Here is a 20,589-nt window from a genome sequence, read left to right on the forward strand (position 1 = left end):
TTTTTCAGTTTCCCGCGGCGCGACAGATCGCACCGAACTCATCTGCATTCAGGGAAGCTCCACCAATGAGCCCCCCATCGATATCCGGCATGCCGAACAGTTCGACCGCATTGGCCGCCTTCACGCTGCCGCCGTATAGAAGCCGCACACCTTGCGCGACTTCAGAATTCTCTGCCGCCAACTGAGCGCGGATGGCTGCGTGCACATCCTGCGCCTGTTGCGGTGTAGCAGTCAGCCCGGTGCCAATGGCCCAGACCGGCTCGTAAGCAATGACTGCCTTTGCAAACGCACCAACACCCAGCTCCTCGATGATGCTGCCCAACTGACGCGAGACAACTTCAAGAGTCTTGCCCGATTCACGCTGCTCCAGGGTCTCCCCTATACACAACACTGGAATCAAGCCACAAGCCTGTGCCGCTGCGAACTTGCGATTGAGCGTCCCATCACGCTCGCCCATCATCTGACGGCGCTCGGAGTGCCCGACAAGCACATAGGAACAACCCGCATCTACCAGCTGACTCGGCGAAATCTCGCCGGTCAACGCACCTTGCATGGGCTCCACCGCAGAGTTCTGCGCGCCGACCTGAATCGACTTACCTTTCAAGCCATCAACAACCTGGTTGATATGCAAGCAAGGCGGGAAAACCGCAACATCAACACCGCTAGGCAAGGCCAAGTGACGAAGGCCATTGATCAGCTCAGCGACACTGGCGCGGGTACCGTGCATCTTCCAGTTACCAGCTACCATAGTGCGACGCATGCTGTACCTCGTCGGTCAAAGTGGGCGCAGATGTTACCCAACCACATCATCACTGGCAAGCCGAATTCAGGCGCAAATTTCAGTTACCAGTTTTGCCAGGTCTTCGGCATGGCCACGAACCTGTGTTTCGTCTTCGCCTTCGACCATGACGCGCACCAGAGGCTCTGTGCCGGACTTGCGCAACAGCACCCGTCCACGCCCCGCCATTGCCAGGGTCACGCGCTCGCACGCGTCTTTGACAGCTGGGTGCTCAATCGGGTTTTCGCCACCGGCAAAACGCACATTGAGCAGAACCTGCGGACACTTACGCAGCGCCTGTCGCGCCTGAGCGAGACTCTCTTCACGGCGACGCAACGACAACAACACTTGCAGAGCAGCAATGATGGCATCGCCCGTAGTGGTGTGCTGGAAGCAGACAACATGCCCGGAGTTTTCACCCCCCACCTGCCAATTACGCTCCAGCAGCTCGGCGATCACATACCGGTCACCGACGTTGGCGCGTACGAACGGAATACCCAGCTCAGCCAGAGCGAGCTCAAGCCCAAGATTACTCATCAATGTGCCGACGACACCACCTTGCAGCTTGTTACGCTCATGCAGGTCGCGAGCAATGATAAACAGCAGGTCATCACCATCAACCACGGTACCGGTGTGATCCACCATCAACACACGGTCACCATCGCCATCAAAGGCGATGCCCAGGTCGGCATGCTCAGCCAGAACGGCCGCCTGCAGCTGCCCCATGTGGGTAGAGCCGCAATTATCATTGATGTTCAAGCCGTTCGGTTGCGCCGACAGCACCGTCACGTCCGCACCCAGCTCTTTGAATACACTTGGAGCCACCTTATAGGTTGCACCGTGGGCACAGTCGATAACGATCTTCAGCCCGGCAAAATTGGTACTGCTCGGCACGCTGCTTTTGCAAAATTCGATATAACGGCCCGATGCGTCGTTGATACGCGACACCTTGCCCAACTTGCTGGACTCAACCACCGTCATCGGTGCATCCAGTAGCTCTTCAATCATCAACTCGATCTCGTCCGGCAACTTGGTGCCCTGGCCCGAGAAGAATTTGATGCCATTGTCATCATGGGGATTGTGCGACGCACTGATCACGATACCGGCTTCAGCGTGAAAGGTACGCGTCAGGTAAGCGATCGCAGGCGTCGGCATTGGCCCCAACAGCATCACATCAGCACCGGCGGCGGATAAACCCGCCTCCAGCGCGGATTCGAACATATAACCCGAAATACGGGTGTCCTTGCCCACCAGAATCCGGCAAGCGCCCATGCTGCGGAACGCCATGCCTGCCGCCCAGCCCAGCTTGAGCATGAAGTCAGGAGTAATCGGGAATTCACCGACCCGACCGCGAATACCGTCGGTGCCAAAATATTTTTTAGTCATAAGTGCTCCGTCATTCTTATTCGGCTGATTCTACAGCGGCAATCATACGCACCACATCGACTGTCTCGGCGACATCATGCACGCGCAAAATTCGCGCGCCTTTGGTCATGGCAAGCGCAGCAAGCGCCAGACCGCCGTACAGCCGCTCGCCTACCGGGCGGTTCAAGGCCAGCCCTATCATGCTCTTGCGCGAAACACCGACCAACAAAGGCCGACCAAGGGCGTGCAGGGCTTCCATACGTTTAAAGAGGCTCAAATTGTGCTGAAGCGTCTTGGCGAAGCCAAATCCGGGATCAAGGATGATCTTATCGGCAGCGATTCCCACCTTGGCGCACTGAGCGATCCTTTCAGCAAGAAACCCACTCACTTCACTCACCAGGTCGTCGTAATGCGGGCTGTCCTGCATGTTGCCGGGCTCTCCCAGCATATGCATCAGGCACACCGGCAGGCCGGTTGCCGCCGCGGCATCCAGGGCTCCGTCTCGCTGTAGGGAGCGCACATCGTTGATCAGGCCCGCACCCAGGCGCGCCGTCTCACGCATTACTGCTGGCGTGGATGTATCAACCGAGATGATCACATCAAGCTCGCGGGCGATACGCTCAACTATCGGTGCAACGCGCTCCAGCTCCTCCAAGGGAGAAACAACACGCGCTCCGGGGCGGGTCGATTCGCCACCAACATCAATCAACGTTGCCCCCGCCAGCACCATAGCCTCGGCGTGACGCAACGCGGCGTCCTGCTGACTGAAACGGCCGCCGTCGGAAAAGGAATCAGGAGTTACATTAAGAATGCCCATGACGTGTGTATGGGCCAAATCAAGAACCCGGTTGCCGCAAGGCAACCGGGTGGAGGACGACGCAGAAGTCATTTCAAACCTTAGTGGTCAGCCGCAGGGCCACCGATCGGGGTTTCAGGGCGTTCGTTCTGAACCACTGGCGGGGTGCCAGAGGTGCCTGAACCGCCTTCCCAGTCGCGAGGCTCACGAGGCGTACGACCGGCCATAATGTCGTCGATCTGGTCGGCGTCAATGGTCTCGTACTTCATCAGCGCATCAGCCATTGCATCCAGCTTGTCGCGGTTGTCAGTCAGGATCTGCTTGGCAGTGCCGTAGCACTGGTCAATGATGCTGCGCACCTCGGAGTCGATCAGCTTGGCCGTCTCACCGGAGAAGCTGGCGCTTTGACCGCCGCCGCCACGCCCCAGGAACACTTCGCCATCTTCTTCGGCATACATCAATGGACCAAGTTTCTCCGACAAGCCCCACTTGGTCACCATGTTTCGCGCAATCTGGCTGGCGCGCATGATGTCGTTGGAGGCACCGGTGGTCACACCGTCAAAGCCCAAGGTCATTTCTTCAGCAATTCGGCCACCGTACAGCGAGCAGATCTGACTGATCAGCGCTCGCTTGGAGAGACTGTAACGATCCTCTTCCGGCAGGAACATGGTGACACCCAGCGCGCGACCACGAGGGATGATCGACACTTTGTAAACCGGGTCATGCTCAGGCACAACACGACCCACAATGGCGTGACCGGCTTCGTGATAAGCGGTGTTCTGCTTCTCTTTTTCAGACATGACCATGGATTTGCGCTCGGCGCCCATCATGATCTTGTCTTTTGCCAGCTCGAACTCTTTCATTTCAACGATGCGCTTACCGGTACGGGCAGCGAACAACGAAGCCTCGTTCACCAGGTTGGCAAGGTCTGCACCGGAGAAACCTGGTGTGCCACGAGCAATCACGGCAGGCGCCACATCGTCGCCCATCGGTACTTTGCGCATGTGCACTTTCAGAATCTGTTCGCGACCGCGGATATCCGGCAGGCCAACCACCACCTGACGGTCAAAACGACCTGGACGCAGCAGCGCAGGGTCCAATACGTCAGGGCGGTTAGTCGCAGCAATGACGATGATGCCGTCATTCATTTCGAAGCCGTCCATCTCCACCAGCAACTGGTTGAGGGTCTGCTCACGCTCATCGTGACCGCCGCCCATGCCAGCACCACGATGGCGACCAACAGCGTCGATTTCATCGATGAAGATGATGCACGGTGCGTGCTTCTTGGCCTGTTCGAACATATCGCGAACACGGCTGGCACCCACACCAACAAACATTTCGACGAAGTCAGAACCGGAAATGGTGAAGAACGGCACTTTGGCTTCGCCGGCAATCGCCTTGGCGAGCAAGGTTTTACCGGTACCCGGAGGACCAACCATCAACACGCCGCGTGGAATACGGCCACCCAGGCGTTGAAACTTGCCCGGATCGCGCAGGAACTCGACCAACTCACCAACTTCTTCCTTGGCTTCGTCGCAACCCGCAACGTCAGCCAGGGTGGTCTTCACCTGATCCTCGGAGAGCAGGCGCGCCTTGCTCTTGCCGAAGCTCATCGGCCCGCCCTTGCCTCCCGCACCGCCTTGCATCTGGCGCATGAAGAACATGAACACAGCAATAATTACCAGGATCGGGAAGCTGGCCACCAGGAGTTGAGTCCAGATGCTCTGCTGCTCAGGCTGCTTGCCTTCGACGACCACGTGGTTATCCACCAAATCGCCAATCAGACCGTTGTCCTGAATAGCGGGACGAATGGTCTTGAAGCTGTCGCCATCGTTGCGCTTGCCGGTGATCACATAGCCATCAACCGCTACGCGCTCGACCTTGCCATCCTTAACTTGCTGGATGAAGTCGGAATAGTTGAGGGTCTGCGGCTCGTTAGGGCTGGAGAAGTTGTTCATCACCGTCACCAGGACTGCCGCGATGATCAACCACAGGATCAGATTCTTTGCCATATCGTTCAATTAACTACCCTCTGAAGCAAGCTCCGCTACTGGCGCGCGCTTCGCATGATATTCACCGGCCTAACTTACTACATTACCTACAACTCTGGCAGGCGCCGTCTGTAACCCTTTGTGAAACTTTGACTACACAATATTCGTAAAGCTTCGTGACGAAAGCGATATAAAAAAACCTATCGCCTTCCTCGAATTCCTCAAAAACGCTCTTCACTCGCCGCACCTTCAACACCGCGGAAGCCGCGGCACAACAGGTATTGCTCTCGAGACCTGTCCCGAGAAGAGTCTGGCTTGCGCGTTTGCACCTTGTCGAACAACTTGCGAATGTTCTTGTGGTACTCGTCAAAACCTTCGCCCTGGAAGACTTTCACCAGAAAATCCCCACCCGGACGCAACACCCGACCCGCCAAATCCAGCGCCAGTTCACACAGGAACATTGCGCGCGGCATATCGACGGCCGGTAATCCACTCATATTGGGGGCCATGTCGGAAATCACAAGGTCTACCTGCGAATTTCCCACCGCCTCGAGGATCTCTGCGAGCACGGCGTCCTGGGTGAAGTCACCGTGAACAAAGGTCACATCCGGGATGCTGTCCATTTCCAGGATGTCGGAAGCAATCAAACGGCCCTGCCCACCAATCAGACGACTGGTCACCTGGGACCAACCACCAGGGGCCGCGCCAAGATCAATAACGCTCATGCCGGGGCGAATCAATTTGTCCTTGTCCTGGATCTCAAGGAGCTTGTAGCTGGCCCGCGAACGGTACCCGTCCTTTTGCGCCTTTTTGACGTAAGGATCGTTGAAATGCTCTTGCAGCCACTTAAGGCTAGTTTTGGAACGGGCCACGGGCCACCTCGAAAAATAAAACGGGTCGTGATTAACTGGGCGGTCCCGGACTCGCTCGGGTAAACTGGCCGCCGCTTTTTACAAGATCAGACGCAGGGGTCAGATTATGCCGCTCACTCAAGAGCAGAAGAAACAGTACAAATCCATTGGCCACCATCTGAAACCAGTTCTGATTGTGGCAGACAACGGTTTGACTGAAGGTGTGTTAGCCGAACTTGAACGCGCATTGGGCGATCACGAACTGATCAAGATCAAGGTCAACATCCTTGACCGCGAAGCGCGTTTGGCCGCCGTTGCAGAACTGTGCAAGGTCGGCAAAGCGGATCTGGTTCAGGTCATTGGCAAGATGGCGCTGCTGTATCGCAAGAACTTCAGCGTCAACAAGCAACTGTCGAACGTACACCGCTTCAAGTAATAAAAGGGTCACGGGCGTGCTTCGCGCGCCCCGCCACTCCATCCTGGCGCCGGTTGCAACACCAGCATCAAGCCGGAGAACCCTAGCACAAGATAGCTGAATAGCTGCCAGCGCAACGCTTCCGGCAGCCACGTATGCACCACGCAAAACATTGCGCATGCGTACAGCGCCATCAACAGCAGTTGGCCGCGAATATCCCGCCACAAACTCCCCAAGCCTTCGGCCTTGATCAGCACCAGCACCTGGAGCGTCACGCACGCCGCCGCAAAACCTACCAGCAGCGCGCTGAGCAATCCGTCGATTTCATCGATCAACAACGGCGCCAGGCCAATCAGGCCCAGCGTCGGCAGTAAACCAATGTGTAACAACCACACGCCGCCCACCCAAAGCATCTGGGCAAGCTGCCAAAGCATGGCGCCCGCACGAAGCGGGCGCCGTCTTTCAGATGTGACGAACTTCAACAATCTCGTACTCGATCACGCCACCAGGTGTTTTCACCGCCACCACATCACCCTCTTCCTTGGCAATCAAGGCGCGGGCAAGAGGCGAACCAACCGAGATTTTGCCGAGTTTGAAGTCAGCTTCGTCCTCGCCGACGATGTGATAAACAACGCGCTCATCCGTTTCGACGTTGGCGATTTCCACGGTGGTACCGAAAATCACTTTGCCAGTATGCGGGATGGTCGTGACGTCGATGATCACAGCGTTCTGCATACGGCCTTCGATGTCACGGATCCGCGCTTCGACCATACCCTGCTGCTCGCGAGCAGCATGATATTCAGCGTTTTCCTTCAAGTCACCCAGCTCGCGAGCCGTACCGATGTCCTGGCTCAGCTTCGGACGGACGACCTTGGTCAGATGGGCGTGTTCCTCTTCCAGGGCCTTGGCGCCCTGGACAGTCATTGGGTATTTGGTCATGCCTTCAATCCTGCGTGTAGATCCTGCAAGCGACGCACGGTCTTTTCCGGACCGAACTTGAGCGCTTCGCAGATGGCTTCGCCAGCAGCAATGGTAGTGGTGCAGTAAATCTTGTGCTGCAAGGCATTACGACGAATGGAGTAGGAGTCCGCGATCGACTGGCGACCTTCGGTGGTGTTGATGATCAGGGTGACTTCGTCATTCTTGATCATGTCGACCACGTGCGGACGGCCTTCCGTCACCTTGTTCACGCGACGCACTTTCAGGCCGGCAGCTTCGATCAGCTTGGCGGTCCCGGCGGTGGCCACGACTTCAAAGCCCAAGTTGATCAGATCACGGGCCACGCCTGCAACCAGCGGTTTGTCATCATCACGCACACTGATGAACGCGGTACCGCCGGTCGGCAGCACTTCGCTTGCACCCATCTGGGCTTTGGCGAACGCTTCACCGAAGGTGTCGCCCACACCCATCACTTCACCGGTGGACTTCATCTCTGGGCCCAGGATCGGGTCCACACCAGGGAATTTGGCGAAGGGGAACACCGCCTCTTTCACGCTGTAGAAGTTAGGAATGATTTCCTTGGTGAAGCCGATTTCCTTCAAGGTCTTACCGGCCATCACACGGGCAGCAATCATCGCCAGGGAAACACCGATGCACTTGGAAACAAATGGCACGGTACGCGAAGCACGCGGGTTGACTTCGATCACGTAGATGTCTTCGCCTTGCAGCGCCAACTGTACGTTCATCAGGCCGACCACGCCCAGTTCCAGAGCCATCTTCTTGACCTGCTCTCGCATCTCGTCCTGGATGTGCGCCGGCAGCGAGTATGGCGGCAGCGAGCATGCGGAGTCACCGGAGTGAACGCCCGCCTGTTCGATATGCTGCATGATCGCGCCAATCACTACGTCGGTGCCGTCGCAGACAGCATCCACATCCATCTCGATGGCGCAGTTGAGGAAGTGATCCAGCAGCACTGGGCTGTCGTTGGACACTTTCACTGCATCACGCAGGTAACGCTTGAGTTCTTCTTCTTCGTAGACGATTTCCATCGCACGGCCGCCCAGCACGTAGGACGGACGCACCACCAGCGGGTAACCGATCTTGCTGGCTGCGCGGATGGCTTCGTCTTCGCTGCGCACGGTGGCGTTTGGCGGCTGACGCAGGTTCAAGCGCTCAACCATCTGCTGGAAGCGCTCACGGTCTTCGGCACGGTCGATGGCGTCAGGGCTGGTGCCGATGATCGGCACGCCGGCTGCTTCCAGAGCGCGAGCCAGTTTCAGCGGAGTTTGGCCACCGTACTGGACGATCACGCCTTTTGGCTTCTCGACCCGGCAGATTTCCAGCACGTCTTCCAGAGTTACCGGCTCGAAGTACAGACGGTCGGAAGTGTCGTAGTCAGTGGAAACGGTTTCCGGGTTGCAGTTGACCATGATGGTCTCGTACCCGTCTTCGCGCAGGGCGAGAGCGGCGTGTACGCAGCAGTAGTCGAACTCGATGCCCTGGCCGATACGGTTTGGACCGCCGCCCAGAATAATGATCTTGTCGCGGCCCGACGGCGCGGCTTCACACTCTTCCTCGTAGGTGGAGTACAGGTAAGCAGTGTCGGTGGCGAACTCGGCCGCGCAGGTGTCAACGCGCTTGTAGACCGGGAAGATATCCAGCTTGTGGCGATGCGTACGCAGGTTCTTCTCGGTCACACCCAGCAGCTTGGCCAGACGCTGATCGGAGAAACCTTTGCGCTTGAGGCGGAACATCAGGTCGCGGTCGATGGAGGACAGACCAAGGGTCTTGACCTTCTCTTCTTCCTTGATCAGATCTTCGATCTGCACCAGGAACCACGGGTCGATCATGTTCATGCCGAAGATTTGTTCGACAGTCATGCCGGCGCGGAAAGCATCGGCCACGTACCAGATGCGCTCGGCACCCGGCACGGTCAGCTCGCGCTTGAGCACGCTCATGCTTTCCGGGTTGCTCAGGTCGAGCTTCTCGTCCAGACCGCAAACACCCACTTCCAGGCCACGCAGGGCTTTCTGCAGGGACTCCTGGAAGGTCCGGCCGATGGCCATGACTTCACCGACGGATTTCATCTGGGTGGTCAGGCGAGCGTCAGCCTTGGCGAATTTCTCGAAGGCAAACCGTGGCAGCTTGGTCACGACGTAGTCGATGGACGGCTCGAAAGATGCCGGCGTAGCGCCGCCAGTGATTTCGTTTTGCAATTCGTCCAGGGTGTAACCGATCGCCAGCTTGGCAGCGATGCGCGCAATCGGGAAGCCGGTGGCTTTCGATGCCAGCGCCGAAGAACGCGATACACGCGGGTTCATCTCGATCACGACCATACGGCCGGTGTCCGGGCAGATGCCGAACTGAACGTTGGAACCGCCGGTTTCCACGCCGATCTCACGCAGTACCGCCAACGAGGCGTTACGCATGATCTGGTATTCCTTGTCCGTCAGGGTCTGCGCAGGAGCAACGGTGATCGAGTCGCCGGTGTGCACGCCCATCGGGTCGAAGTTTTCGATCGAGCAGACGATGATGCAGTTGTCCTTTTTGTCGCGGACAACCTCCATCTCGTACTCTTTCCAGCCGATCAGGGATTCGTCGATCAGCAGCTCTTTGGTCGGCGACAGGTCCAGACCACGGGCGCAGATTTCTTCGAACTCTTCACGGTTGTAGGCAATACCGCCACCCGTGCCGCCCATGGTGAAGGACGGACGGATGATGCACGGGAAGCCGAGCTTCTCGAGGACCGCATTGGCCTCTTCCATGCTGTGGGCGATACCGGAACGCGGGCAATCCAGGCCGATGGACTTCATGGCCTTGTCGAAACGCGAGCGGTCTTCAGCCTTGTCGATGGTGTCGGCATTGGCGCCGATCATCTCTACGCCGAATTTTTCCAGGACGCCTTCGCGCTCCAGGTCCAGGGCGCAGTTCAGTGCGGTCTGGCCGCCCATGGTTGGCAGCAGCGCGTCCGGACGCTCTTTCTCGATGATCTTGGCAACGGTCTGCCATTTGATCGGCTCGATGTAGGTGGCGTCGGCCATATCCGGGTCGGTCATGATGGTGGCCGGGTTGGAGTTCACCAGGATGACGCGGTAACCCTCTTCGCGCAGGGCTTTGCAGGCCTGGGCGCCGGAGTAGTCGAATTCGCAGGCCTGGCCGATCACGATCGGGCCAGCGCCGAGAATCAGGATGCTTTTTATGTCTGTACGTTTTGGCATGGGTTTGTCACTCAAATCCGCAGGTCAGTCGGCAAGCCGTCTTGAACACTCTTTGAAGAGCCTGCGGGGGCCACCGAGATTCGGGGCCGCCCGCAAGCCGCTCAGTCAGCGTCGCTTGGCCATCTCATTGATGAAACGGTCGAACAGCGGCGCTACGTCGTTCGGGCCCGGGCTTGCTTCAGGGTGGCCCTGGAAGCTGAACGCGCTCTTGTCAGTGCGCTCGATGCCTTGAAGGGAACCGTCGAACAGCGACTTGTGAATCGCGCGCACGTTAGCCGGCAAAGTCGCTTCATCCACCGCAAAACCGTGGTTCTGACTGGTGATCATCACAACGCCAGTGTCCAGGTCCTGCACAGGGTGGTTGGCGCCGTGGTGGCCGTGACCCATTTTCAGAGTCTTGGCGCCGGAGGCCAGGGCCAGCAGTTGGTGACCGAGGCAGATACCGAATACCGGAATCTCGGTTTCCAGCACTTCCTTGATCGCCTTGATGGCGTAGTCGCAAGGCTCGGGATCACCCGGGCCGTTGGACAGGAACACACCGTCCGGCTGCAGGGCCAGCACGTCGCTGGCCGGGGTTTGCGCCGGCACTACGGTCACGCGGCAACCGCGCTCTACCAGCATGCGCAGGATGTTGTACTTGATCCCGTAGTCGTAGGCGACCACATGGTATTGCAGGTCAGCTGCAGCGATGGTCTCGTGGCTGTCGGTCTTCAAATCCCAGACAGTGGAGCGCCACTCGTACTGCTCTTTGGTGCTGACAACTTTCGCCAGGTCCATGCCTTTCAGACCGGGGAAGCCTTGCGCTGCGGCGATCGCCGCTTCTTCGGAAATATTGTCACCCGCCATGATGCAGCCATTCTGCGAGCCTTTTTCACGCAGGATGCGTGTCAGGCGGCGCGTGTCGATACCGGCGATTGCCACCACATTGTTGGCTTTCAGGTAATCGGACAGCGACATCGTGTTACGCCAGTTGCTCGCAACCAGTGGCAGGTCACGAATGACCAGGCCAGCCGACCACACACGATCAGACTCGACGTCTTCCGGTGTAGTACCGGTGTTGCCGATGTGCGGATAGGTCAGGGTAACGATCTGTTGGGCGTAGGAAGGATCGGTAAGGATTTCCTGATAGCCGGTCATGGCAGTGTTAAACACTACCTCTCCAACGGTCTGACCGTCGGCTCCAATGGCTTCGCCGCGAAAAATGCTGCCATCAGCAAGGGCGAGTATGGCTGGCTTAGTCAAGAAGACCTCCCGTAAATAAAGCCTGAAAGGGCGATCGCAGGTTGTAAAAAAGCGGAGTGACGTATGGACACGTCACCCCGCTTCTTCACTGAATTATTCTGCGCGCTTTTAGTGGACACACTAAAGCTGTAGCTTACAGAAAAAGGCTTTTTTGGTCCACCGCTAATGAGCCTTAAAGGCAGGGGAATGCGACAGGAAGTCGCTTAGCGGGTAAAAACGGGGGTTCAGGATAATCCTGAGGCCCCGTTTTAGCTACTGATTAGTGCAGATCCAGCACATCACGCATGTCGTACAGCCCCGCCTCACGACCTTCCAACCAGAGGGCGGCACGTACCGCCCCCTTGGCGAATGTCATGCGACTTGAGGCTTTGTGCGTGATCTCCAGGCGCTCGCCTTCGGAGGCGAACAGCACGGTGTGATCACCCACCACATCGCCACCGCGCACAGTGGCGAAACCGATGGTGTCACGTGCACGCGCCCCGGTATGACCTTCACGGCCATACACCGCGACTTTCGACAGATCACGCCCCAGCGCATCGGCGATCGCTTCACCCATGCGCAGTGCGGTACCCGACGGCGCGTCGATCTTGTGGCGATGATGGGTCTCGATGATCTCGATATCCGCCTCATCACCCAGCACACGAGCAGCCAGGTCCAGCAACTTGAGCGACAGGTTCACGCCCACACTGAAATTGGCAGCGAAGACGATCGGAATAACCTTACCCGCCTCCACCAGCAACTGCTTCTGCTCAGCACTCAAGCCCGTGGTACCGATCACCATGGCTTTGCCCGCCTTGCGGCAGAACGCCAGGTTTTTCAGCATCACCTCCGGCAGGGTGAAATCGATCAGCACGTCGAACTCGTCGGCCACCTGCTCCAGGTTGCCCGACAACGAAACGCCGATGCGCCCCAGCGAGGCCAGCTCACCCGCATCCGCACCGATCAACGTGCTGCCCGGGCGAACAATCGCCGCCGTCAGCCCAGAGGCCGGCGAGCGCTGCTGCACCGCTTCGACCAGCGTCTTGCCCATGCGCCCGGCAGCGCCCATTACGGCTATACGTCGCATACTCACTTCCTTACAGGTCGCCGAAGAAGCGCTTCACGCCATCGAAAAAGCCGGTAGTTTTCGGCGAATGGGAGTCATCACCTTCCAACGAACTGCGGAACTCTTCCAGCAGCTCGCGCTGACGACGCCCGAGGTTGACCGGTGTTTCCACGGCTACGCGACACATCAGGTCGCCAGCACCGCCACCGCGCACCGGCGCAACGCCTTTGCCACGAATACGGAACTGCTTGCCGGTCTGCGTGCCTTCAGGAATCTTGAGCTTGACCCGACCATCGAGCGTCGGAATCTCCAACTCGCCACCCAGGGCCGCATCGACAAAGCTGATTGGCACTTCACAGAACAGGTGTTTGCCATCGCGCTGGAAGATCGAGTGCTCGCGCACATTGATCACCACATACAGGTCGCCGGTAGGGCCGCCCTGAGTACCCGCCTCACCCTCGCCCGACAGGCGAATGCGATCACCGGTATCGACACCCGCCGGCACTTTCACCAAGAGGGTCTTGTACTCTTCAACGCGGCCTTCGCCGTGGCAGGAGTCGCAAGGATCGGAAATGATCTTGCCTTGGCCATGGCAACGCGGGCAGGTCTGCTGCACCGAGAAGAAGCCCTGCTGCATACGGACCTGGCCAATACCGCCGCAGGTTGGGCACGTGATCGGCGAGGAGCCTTTCTTCGCGCCCGAGCCATCGCACGGCTTGCAATTGACCAGCGTCGGCACACGGATATTGACGCTGGTGCCGCGCACGGCTTCTTCCAGGTTCAGCTCCAGGGTGTAGCGCAAATCGCTGCCACGCTGAGCGCCGCCACGCTGGCCGCCACGGCCTCCGCCGAAGAAGTCACTGAATACGTCGCCGAAGATATCGGAGAAGTTCTGACCACCAAAACCAGCACCACCGCCACCCATGCTTGGGTCAACACCTGCGTGACCATACTGGTCGTAGGCCGCACGCTTGTTGGGATCAGACAGGCACTCGTAGGCCTCATTGGCCTCTTTGAACAGCTCTTCGGATTCTTTGCTATCCGGATTACGGTCCGGGTGGTGCTTCATCGCCAGGCGACGGTAAGCCTTTTTCAGGTCTGCCTCGCTGGAGCCGCGCTCCACACCCAATACTTCGTAATAGTCACGCTTTGCCATAAGTCTTTACACTCTTAAGGACGTTCAGCCAGACCCTCCTGAGCCTCGCCAAACTCGTTGAGCCCCAATACCGGCCCGGACCCAACTCACGTCAATTCAACGATCCTGGTCATAACTGCTTTTAGCCAGAGACCCGGCCAAAAACGCGGTGACTGTCGCCAGGAAGCAGGAGCATTCCCGATCACACCGCCAGCATCCGAACCTTGTCGCATGCTGTAAAAATTCGCATACCCCAGACACGCCAACGCGGGAGCAAGCTCCCGCGCGGCGACATCCTACCAGTCACCGCTTGATAGCGGTCAACCGGGCGACCAACTTACTTCTGGTCTTTAACTTCTTCGAACTCGGCATCGACAACGTCGTCGTGCTTGGCTTCAGGCTCTGCATGCTGCGCAGCGCCTTCTGCCGGCTGGCCTTGCTCGGCGTACATTTTCTGAGCAACCGGTGCGGAGACTTTCGACAGCTCCTCAACCTTGGCTTCGATGGCAGCCTTGTCGTCGCCTTTGATGGCGGCTTCCAGGGCAACTACAGCCGCTTCGATTGCGGTTTTCTCTTCAGCAGTCACTTTGTCGCCTGCTTCGGAGATCATTTTGCGCGTCGAGTGAACCAGGGCATCACCCTGGTTACGGGCGCCGGCCAGCTCAGCAAACTTGGCATCCGCATCAGCGTTAGCTTCAGCATCACGAATCATCTGTTGAATTTCTTCATCAGACAGACCGGAGTTGGCCTTGATCGTGATCTTCTGCTCTTTGCCAGTGGCCTTGTCTTTGGCGCCTACGTGCAGAATGCCGTTGGCGTCGATGTCGAAGGTCACTTCAATTTGTGGCACGCCACGTGGTGCTGGTGGAATCTCAGCCAGGTCGAACTTGCCCAGAGACTTGTTCTGCGCCGCTTGCTTACGCTCACCTTGCAGCACGTGAATGGTCACAGCGCCCTGGTTGTCGTCGGCAGTCGAGAACACTTGCGATTTCTTGGTAGGAATCGTGGTGTTTTTCTCGATCAGCGCAGTCATCACGCCGCCCATGGTTTCGATACCCAGAGTCAGCGGACTCACGTCCAGCAGCAACACATCTTTCACGTCGCCGGCCAGTACCGCACCTTGGATAGCAGCACCCATGGCAACAGCTTCGTCCGGGTTCACGTCCTTACGGGCTTCTTTGCCAAAGAACTCGGTGACCAGCTTCTGAACCAGTGGCATACGGGTCTGACCGCCAACCAGGATCACGTCGTTGATCGAGCCAACGTCGATACCGGAGTCTTTCAGCGCGATGCGGCAAGGCTCGATGGTGCGTTGAACCAGGTCTTCAACCAGTGCTTCCAGCTTGGAACGCGAGATTTTCACGTTCAAGTGCTTAGGACCGGTGGCGTCTGCAGTGATGTACGGCAGGTTCACGTCGGTCGACTGAGCGGAAGACAGCTCGATCTTGGCTTTCTCAGCGGCTTCTTTCAGACGCTGCATGGCCAGCGGATCACCCTTGAGGTTCATGCCGCTTTCTTTCTTGAATTCGTCAACGAGGTAGTCGATCAGACGAATGTCAAAGTCTTCACCGCCCAGGAAGGTGTCGCCGTTGGTGGCCAACACTTCAAACTGGTGCTCGCCGTCAACTTCTGCGATCTCGATCACGGAGACGTCGAAAGTACCGCCACCCAGGTCGTAAACGATCACAGTGTGGTCGCCCTTGGCCTTGTCCATGCCGTAGGCCAGAGCGGCTGCGGTTGGCTCGTTGATGATACGTTTTACATCCAGGCCCGCGATGCGGCCGGCGTCTTTGGTCGCCTGGCGCTGGCTGTCGTTGAAGTAGGCCGGAACGGTGATCACCGCTTCAGTCACTGCTTCACCGAGGTAGTCTTCGGCGGTTTTCTTCATCTTTTTCAAGATTTCAGCCGAGATTTGCGGCGGCGACATTTTCTGGCCATTTACTTCAACCCAGGCGTCACCGTTGTCAGCCTTGGCGATTTTGTAAGGGACCATCTTGATGTCTTTCTGTACGACTTCTTCGTCGAACTTACGACCGATCAGACGCTTCACCGCGTACAGGGTGTTGTGCGGATTGGTCACGGCCTGACGCTTGGCCGACTGACCCACGAGGATTTCACCGTCGTTGGCGTATGCAATGATCGACGGCGTGGTACGCGCGCCTTCGGCGTTTTCGATAACTTTAGCAACGCCGTTTTCCAGCACGGAGACGCAGGAGTTGGTAGTCCCCAGGTCGATACCGATAATTTTGCCCATGATTTACTCTCCCGAAACTTTAATTTGGTTGCCGCAGCAGTGGTGGCCAACTGCGGTAGCACTTAAACGCTTGACTTATAGATGGGGTCGTTACGACTGATTTCAAGCCTGCTCATCAATAGAAGGTGCGATAGGTGCAGGAGCCTTGCTCACCACCACCATCGCCGGGCGCAACAAGCGACCGTTAAGCTGATAACCCTTCTGGAACACTTTCAATACGCTGTTGGGCTCCAGGTCATGGCTTTCCTGCATGGCCATGGCTTGGTGATGCTCTGCATTGAACGGCTCGCCGCCTTGCGGATCGATAGCTTCCAGCTGATAACGCTTCAAGGTGTCCTGGAACATTTTCAGCGTCAGCTCAATCCCTTCGCGCATCGGGCGGATGTTTTCATCGTCCGGATTGGACAGTTCAAGGCCACGTTCCAGGCTGTCAATAATCGGCAGCAAGTCATTGGCGAATTTTTCCAACGCGAATTTGTGAGCCTTCTCGACATCCTGCTCGGCACGGCGGCGGACGTTCTGCAGATCGGCGGCAACACGCAAAGACTGATCCTGCGCAGCAGCCAATTGCTCTTCGAGCACTTGCACACGAGTCGCCAGCTCATCACCGGCAGCCGAATTGGCGTCTGGAGTTTGCGTATCCTGCGTCTGTTCGTCAGCCATAGATTTCTCCTTTCAAAATCATGCGCGAACTCAACTCGCGCTTCTGTTCCGGTATATGGGGCCACAATTTCCAGGTTCAAGAGCGCAGGCGTTACCAAAAGTCTTTCGCCTGCTCTGGATCAATTCCTTCGCACTCATTCCTCATTGAGCTAAAAAACTCCTGCAATCAAGCAAATCGAGCTAAGCATCAGGATTGTCAGCCTCAAACAAAACACTGTATAAATAACCAGACCTAACACCTCGGAGCGGCCGCCATGCTCGTGCACCTGTCTGTACATAACTACGCCATCGTTGAACATCTGGACCTTGAACTGGATCGCGGGATGAGCGTAATCACAGGCGAAACCGGTGCCGGCAAGTCGATCATGCTCGACGCCCTGGGCCTGACGCTTGGCGACCGCGCCGACAGCGGCGTGGTGCGACCCGGTGCGGACAAGGCCGATATCCTGGCGACCTTCGACCTCGCAGACATTCCGGAAGCCGAAGCCTGGCTGGCCGAGCGCGACCTTAATAATGAAGGCCCGTGCATCCTGCGCCGGGTCATCACAGCAGAAGGCCGCTCGCGCGGCTACATCAACGGCACGCCCTGCCCTCTCGGCGACTTGAAAGCCCTGGGCGAGCTGCTGATCGATATCCACAGCCAGCACGAACACCAATCCCTGCTGAAAACCGATACCCATCGCCGCCTGCTCGATGAGTATGCCGGCGCCACCGACCTGGCCCGGCAGGTACAGCTTGCCGCCCAGCGCTGGCGTCAGACTCGTCAGGAGCTGGAGCGCCTATCCAACTCTGGCGACGAACAGCGCGCTCGCCATCAGTTACTCAGCTATCAGCTTGAAGAACTCGAAAGCCTGGGCCTTGGCGAAACAGAGCTGGAGCAGCTCGAGCAGGAGCACAAGAACCTCACCAATGCCGAAACCCTGCTGGGTATCTGTCGCCAAGTGGTGGAGCAATGCAGCGAGAGTGATTCGGGCAATGTCCTTAACGCATTGACTGCCAGCCTCAATCGACTGTCCAGCGTGAACAACGCGTCCGGTTCGCTGAGTGAAGCCACAACTCTGTTGACCAGCGCACAAATCCAAGTCGAAGAGGCCGTGGGCGAACTGAATCGCTTCCTGGATCACTTCGACGCGGACCCAGCGCGCCTGCAAGAAATCGAAGAACGCCTGGACACTATTTACACCCTGGCCCGCAAACACCGAATCCAGCCAACCGAAGTAGCGACGATGCAGCAGAAGTTGCTGGATGAAATCGAAACCTTGAACGCGAATGACGAATCCATTGAGCGCCTCGGTGACGAGCTCGCCTCCTTTGCTCGCCACTACCATGAGAAAGCTCGCGAATTAAGCGACCTGCGCCAGCAGGCGGCCACAGGCCTGGCCGGAGCGGTAGAACAAGAAATTCAGCGCCTGGGCATGCCAGGCGGGCGCTTCACCATCGAACTGCATGCCAACACCAGCAACGAGCTGCAACCCCACGGCCTGGAACAGGTGGAACTGCTGGTGAGCGCCAACCCCGGTCAGCCGCTCAAGGCGTTGGCAAAAGTGGCGTCAGGCGGCGAGCTGTCGCGAATCAGCCTGGCGATCCAGGTCATTACCGCCCAAACCTCACGGGTACCCACACTGGTATTCGATGAAGTAGACGTGGGTATCGGCGGGCCGACTGCGGAAATTGTTGGCCAGTTGCTGCGCCGCTTGGGCGAACGTGGCCAGGTCTTGACCGTGACCCACTTACCGCAAGTGGCCGCTCAAGGGCATCAGCACCTGTTTGTACACAAAGTACGCGGCAGCGATGCGACGCACACAGCCGTCTCCAAACTCAACAAGTCGGAACGTGTGGAAGAGGTGGCGCGGATGCTTGGCGGGATCGACCTGACCAAAGAGTCTTTGGCCCATGCGAAGAAAATGGTCGTGGCAGCCAAGGCCTAACCCGGTAATTTCTTCTATTTAGAAAGCACGAAGGCGACCCTAGGGTCGCCTTCAATCGTTTTGCAGAGCAAATCTGCGTCGATTTTTACTTTTTCTTACGGATGTACAGCACCAGATTATGGTCCACCAAATCGAAACCATGCTCTTCGGCGATAGCCTTCTGGAGCTTCTCGATTTCCGGACTGGTGAACTCGATAACCTCATTGGTATCAAGGTCAACCATGTGGTCGTGATGACCACCATCAGCCAATTCGAACACCGCATGACCGCCGTCGAAATTATGACGAACCACCAGCCCTGCGGCTTCAAACTGGGTCAGCACACGGTAAACCGTGGCCAGGCCAACGTCCTCGTTAGACTCCATCAGCGCCTTGTAAACATCCTCGGCACTCATGTGGCGCTGCTCAGCAGAATCGAGCATTTGTAGAATCTTGACTCGTGGCAGAGTCACTTTAAGACCGGCTTTGCGTAGTTCGCTATTTTCAACCATGGTTAGCTTTCTCGCGGATGCTGCTTCGCAGCTTCTCTTAATACGGGTATGATCGGCGTTTACGTTGTCCCAGCCAAGATAGTGGAAGTCGCCCACCGATGCAAAACACCAAGCTCTTGCTAACCAGTTTCACCCTTGTGGGACTGCTCGCACTCGCCGGTTGTTCATTCCCCGGGGTTTACAAAATCGACATCCAGCAGGGCAATGTCGTCACGCAGGACATGATAGACCAGTTACGCCCGGGAATGACCCGACGGCAAGTACGGTTTATTATGGGCAACCCCCTGCTGACCGACACTTTTCATGCCGATCGCTGGGATTATCTCTACAGCATCCAGCCTGGTGGCGGTGAACGCCAGCAGGAACGCGTCAGTGTCATCTTTAATGGCAATGACCAGCTCGTCAGCTTGTCCGGTGACTTCATGCCTGGCGTAAGCCGCGATGAAGCCTTGCTGGGCAAGGACAACGGCACCAATGTGACTGCGCCCGCGCAGGAAGCAGAAAAGCCGAAGTCGGAAGTACCGGCCAAACCAGGCTCCTTGCTGGATCAGATCCAGAAGGACGTGGACGGCGTGCAAACTGTTCCAGTCCCGACGCCTCAGCCTCTCGACACCGGCCCGCAGTAAGTTTGCGGCGCTCGATAAAAAGCCCGGCATGCCGGGCTTTTTGTTGCCTGCCCTTTTAGCAGGGTTATGAGTTTTTCTGCCGGGCTATCGCCGCCTTGGCTGCGCGCAGCCTGCGTACTTCCTTAGGGTCTGCCAGCAAGGGCCGGTAAATCTCGATTCGGTCACCCGGCTGCACAGCGCGCATATCCGCATCCGCAACTACCTTGCCGAATATGCCCAAGGGGCAATCAGCCAAGACCACTGTTGGAAACTGCACCGCAATACCCGACGCCTGCACCGCAGCCCTCAGGCTTGTGCCCGCCGGCACCGTGACCGCCAATAAGACCTGGCGGTCCTCGGCGGCATACACCACCTCAATCTCAACCATGCAGCTGCTTGGCCCGCTGGCAGAACGCATCCACCAGCGTATTGGCCGCCTGGTTGAACAACGGCCCCAACGTTGCCCGCACAATCGGCCCTGCATAATCAAAGGACAGGTCCAGGCTGATCTTGCAGGCCTTGTCAGTCAGCGCCTTGAACACCCATACCCCATGAAGCTGAGTGAACGGCCCTTCCTGCAAATTCATTTCGATGGATTGCCCAGGGACCAACACATTGCGTGTAACAAAATGCTGGCTAAGGCCGCCCTTCGCCACCCCGACACTGGCAACCATGTGCTCAGCACTGCTCTCCAGCACCTCGGCGGTGTTGCACCATGGCAGGAATTCCGGGTAACGCGCCACGTCGTTGACCAGGTCATAGAGCGCCTGCGCCGGATAAGGCAATAAAGCCGAACGTTGAATATGCGTCGTCATGTGAGCGTTACTTCCACTGCTGAGGCAAACATCGCGAAAGAACAGCCCAATCCGCGAGA

The 20,589-nt window shown here is 57.7% G+C and carries 19 protein-coding genes; 3 read left to right on the forward strand and 16 right to left on the reverse strand.

All coding sequences use genetic code 11. The features are described from left to right. Window positions 1–4: 4 nt before the first annotated feature. From tpiA to rlmE, 5 genes are all read right to left on the reverse strand, one after another. The gene (tpiA, locus tag AC19YS_RS16225; RefSeq protein WP_003194193.1) at window positions 5–760 is read right to left on the reverse strand and encodes a triose-phosphate isomerase; all 756 of its coding nucleotides are present in this window, start codon (window positions 758–760) and stop codon (window positions 5–7) included. Window positions 761–826: 66 nt separating this feature from the next. Beyond that, window positions 827–2,164: a phosphoglucosamine mutase gene (glmM, locus tag AC19YS_RS16230; RefSeq protein ID WP_106579255.1), complete on the reverse strand. Its 1,338-nt coding sequence runs from the start codon at window positions 2,162–2,164 to the stop codon at window positions 827–829. A gap of 16 nt (window positions 2,165–2,180) precedes the next feature. Continuing rightward, complete coding sequence (gene folP, locus AC19YS_RS16235; RefSeq protein ID WP_200623884.1) at window positions 2,181–3,032, reverse strand: dihydropteroate synthase; 852 nt, start codon at window positions 3,030–3,032, stop codon at window positions 2,181–2,183. Between the two features lie 8 nt (window positions 3,033–3,040). Further along, window positions 3,041–4,951 carry an ATP-dependent zinc metalloprotease FtsH gene (gene ftsH / locus AC19YS_RS16240; protein WP_106579257.1) on the reverse strand — a complete coding sequence of 637 codons (1,911 nt, stop codon included), beginning with the start codon at window positions 4,949–4,951 and terminating at the stop codon, window positions 3,041–3,043. Window positions 4,952–5,151: 200 nt separating this feature from the next. Beyond that, a complete protein-coding gene (rlmE, locus tag AC19YS_RS16245) occupies window positions 5,152–5,802 on the reverse strand; it encodes a 23S rRNA (uridine(2552)-2'-O)-methyltransferase RlmE (protein ID WP_034117848.1) in 651 nt (216 codons plus the stop codon). A 106-nt stretch (window positions 5,803–5,908) separates the two neighbouring features. Between rlmE and AC19YS_RS16250 the strand changes: the two genes are divergently transcribed. Then, complete coding sequence (locus AC19YS_RS16250) at window positions 5,909–6,217, forward strand: YhbY family RNA-binding protein (protein ID WP_106579258.1); 309 nt, start codon at window positions 5,909–5,911, stop codon at window positions 6,215–6,217. An 8-nt stretch (window positions 6,218–6,225) separates the two neighbouring features. Here AC19YS_RS16250 and AC19YS_RS16255 read toward each other — a convergent pair whose 3' ends face one another. The 8 genes from AC19YS_RS16255 to grpE form a co-directional block, all read right to left on the reverse strand. Continuing rightward, a complete protein-coding gene (locus AC19YS_RS16255) occupies window positions 6,226–6,630 on the reverse strand; it encodes an MFS transporter (protein WP_200623885.1) in 405 nt (134 codons plus the stop codon). Between the two features lie 28 nt (window positions 6,631–6,658). Then, entirely contained in the window at window positions 6,659–7,135 is a 477-nt protein-coding gene (gene greA, locus AC19YS_RS16260; protein WP_083356716.1) for a transcription elongation factor GreA, read from the reverse strand. Next, window positions 7,132–10,353 carry a carbamoyl-phosphate synthase large subunit gene (carB, locus tag AC19YS_RS16265; protein WP_106579260.1) on the reverse strand — a complete coding sequence of 1,074 codons (3,222 nt, stop codon included), beginning with the start codon at window positions 10,351–10,353 and terminating at the stop codon, window positions 7,132–7,134. The genes greA and carB overlap by 4 nt, the downstream gene beginning before the upstream one ends. Before the next feature lie 105 nt (window positions 10,354–10,458). Continuing rightward, window positions 10,459–11,595 carry a glutamine-hydrolyzing carbamoyl-phosphate synthase small subunit gene (gene carA / locus AC19YS_RS16270; RefSeq protein WP_124418491.1) on the reverse strand — a complete coding sequence of 379 codons (1,137 nt, stop codon included), beginning with the start codon at window positions 11,593–11,595 and terminating at the stop codon, window positions 10,459–10,461. Between the two features lie 259 nt (window positions 11,596–11,854). Beyond that, on the reverse strand, window positions 11,855–12,661 hold the full coding sequence (gene dapB, locus AC19YS_RS16275) for a 4-hydroxy-tetrahydrodipicolinate reductase (RefSeq protein WP_106579262.1): 807 nt from the start codon (window positions 12,659–12,661) through the stop codon (window positions 11,855–11,857). Between the two features lie 10 nt (window positions 12,662–12,671). Next, complete coding sequence (dnaJ, locus tag AC19YS_RS16280) at window positions 12,672–13,796, reverse strand: molecular chaperone DnaJ (RefSeq protein ID WP_500602232.1); 1,125 nt, start codon at window positions 13,794–13,796, stop codon at window positions 12,672–12,674. 316 nt (window positions 13,797–14,112) lie between these two features. After that, entirely contained in the window at window positions 14,113–16,029 is a 1,917-nt protein-coding gene (gene dnaK / locus AC19YS_RS16285; protein ID WP_106579264.1) for a molecular chaperone DnaK, read from the reverse strand. A 102-nt stretch (window positions 16,030–16,131) separates the two neighbouring features. Continuing rightward, window positions 16,132–16,692, reverse strand: coding sequence for a nucleotide exchange factor GrpE (gene grpE / locus AC19YS_RS16290; RefSeq protein WP_200623886.1), 561 nt, complete (start codon window positions 16,690–16,692; stop codon window positions 16,132–16,134). A 254-nt stretch (window positions 16,693–16,946) separates the two neighbouring features. Between grpE and recN the strand changes: the two genes are divergently transcribed. Beyond that, window positions 16,947–18,620, forward strand: a complete 1,674-nt coding sequence (gene recN, locus AC19YS_RS16295; protein WP_119741040.1) for a DNA repair protein RecN — start codon at window positions 16,947–16,949, stop codon at window positions 18,618–18,620. Window positions 18,621–18,705: 85 nt separating this feature from the next. Here the strand turns inward: recN and fur are convergent, their stop codons facing one another. Further along, window positions 18,706–19,110: a ferric iron uptake transcriptional regulator gene (gene fur / locus AC19YS_RS16300; RefSeq protein ID WP_024077449.1), complete on the reverse strand. Its 405-nt coding sequence runs from the start codon at window positions 19,108–19,110 to the stop codon at window positions 18,706–18,708. Window positions 19,111–19,208: 98 nt separating this feature from the next. Here fur and AC19YS_RS16305 point away from each other — a divergent pair, with 98 nt between their 5' ends. Further along, a complete protein-coding gene (locus AC19YS_RS16305) occupies window positions 19,209–19,736 on the forward strand; it encodes an outer membrane protein assembly factor BamE (RefSeq protein ID WP_106579266.1) in 528 nt (175 codons plus the stop codon). Window positions 19,737–19,800: 64 nt separating this feature from the next. Here AC19YS_RS16305 and AC19YS_RS16310 read toward each other — a convergent pair whose 3' ends face one another. Further along, window positions 19,801–20,103, reverse strand: a complete 303-nt coding sequence (locus AC19YS_RS16310; protein WP_106579267.1) for an RnfH family protein — start codon at window positions 20,101–20,103, stop codon at window positions 19,801–19,803. Beyond that, window positions 20,096–20,530, reverse strand: a complete 435-nt coding sequence (locus AC19YS_RS16315) for a type II toxin-antitoxin system RatA family toxin (RefSeq protein ID WP_200623887.1) — start codon at window positions 20,528–20,530, stop codon at window positions 20,096–20,098. Before AC19YS_RS16315 ends, AC19YS_RS16310 begins: the two co-directional genes overlap by 8 nt. Window positions 20,531–20,589: the final 59 nt, after the last annotated feature.

This window comes from Pseudomonas sp. MF08831 (assembly GCF_059862645.1).

What these genes read in the sequence shown, in the direction of transcription:
- tpiA (WP_003194193.1), bottom strand. Translation starts at nt 760, where the DNA reads ATGCGTCGCACTATGGTAGCTGGTAACTGGAAGATGCACGGTACCCGC.
- glmM (WP_106579255.1), bottom strand. Translation starts at nt 2,164, where the DNA reads ATGACTAAAAAATATTTTGGCACCGACGGTATTCGCGGTCGGGTCGGT.
- folP (WP_200623884.1), bottom strand. Translation starts at nt 3,032, where the DNA reads ATGACTTCTGCGTCGTCCTCCACCCGGTTGCCTTGCGGCAACCGGGTT.
- ftsH (WP_106579257.1), bottom strand. Translation starts at nt 4,951, where the DNA reads ATGGCAAAGAATCTGATCCTGTGGTTGATCATCGCGGCAGTCCTGGTG.
- AC19YS_RS16250 (WP_106579258.1), top strand. Translation starts at nt 5,909, where the DNA reads ATGCCGCTCACTCAAGAGCAGAAGAAACAGTACAAATCCATTGGCCAC.
- AC19YS_RS16255 (WP_200623885.1), bottom strand. Translation starts at nt 6,630, where the DNA reads ATGCTTTGGCAGCTTGCCCAGATGCTTTGGGTGGGCGGCGTGTGGTTG.
- greA (WP_083356716.1), bottom strand. Translation starts at nt 7,135, where the DNA reads ATGACCAAATACCCAATGACTGTCCAGGGCGCCAAGGCCCTGGAAGAG.
- carB (WP_106579260.1), bottom strand. Translation starts at nt 10,353, where the DNA reads ATGCCAAAACGTACAGACATAAAAAGCATCCTGATTCTCGGCGCTGGC.
- dapB (WP_106579262.1), bottom strand. Translation starts at nt 12,661, where the DNA reads ATGCGACGTATAGCCGTAATGGGCGCTGCCGGGCGCATGGGCAAGACG.
- dnaJ (WP_500602232.1), bottom strand. Translation starts at nt 13,796, where the DNA reads ATGGCAAAGCGTGACTATTACGAAGTATTGGGTGTGGAGCGCGGCTCC.
- dnaK (WP_106579264.1), bottom strand. Translation starts at nt 16,029, where the DNA reads ATGGGCAAAATTATCGGTATCGACCTGGGGACTACCAACTCCTGCGTC.
- grpE (WP_200623886.1), bottom strand. Translation starts at nt 16,692, where the DNA reads ATGGCTGACGAACAGACGCAGGATACGCAAACTCCAGACGCCAATTCG.
- recN (WP_119741040.1), top strand. Translation starts at nt 16,947, where the DNA reads ATGCTCGTGCACCTGTCTGTACATAACTACGCCATCGTTGAACATCTG.
- fur (WP_024077449.1), bottom strand. Translation starts at nt 19,110, where the DNA reads ATGGTTGAAAATAGCGAACTACGCAAAGCCGGTCTTAAAGTGACTCTG.
- AC19YS_RS16305 (WP_106579266.1), top strand. Translation starts at nt 19,209, where the DNA reads ATGCAAAACACCAAGCTCTTGCTAACCAGTTTCACCCTTGTGGGACTG.
- AC19YS_RS16310 (WP_106579267.1), bottom strand. Translation starts at nt 20,103, where the DNA reads ATGGTTGAGATTGAGGTGGTGTATGCCGCCGAGGACCGCCAGGTCTTA.
- AC19YS_RS16315 (WP_200623887.1), bottom strand. Translation starts at nt 20,530, where the DNA reads ATGACGACGCATATTCAACGTTCGGCTTTATTGCCTTATCCGGCGCAG.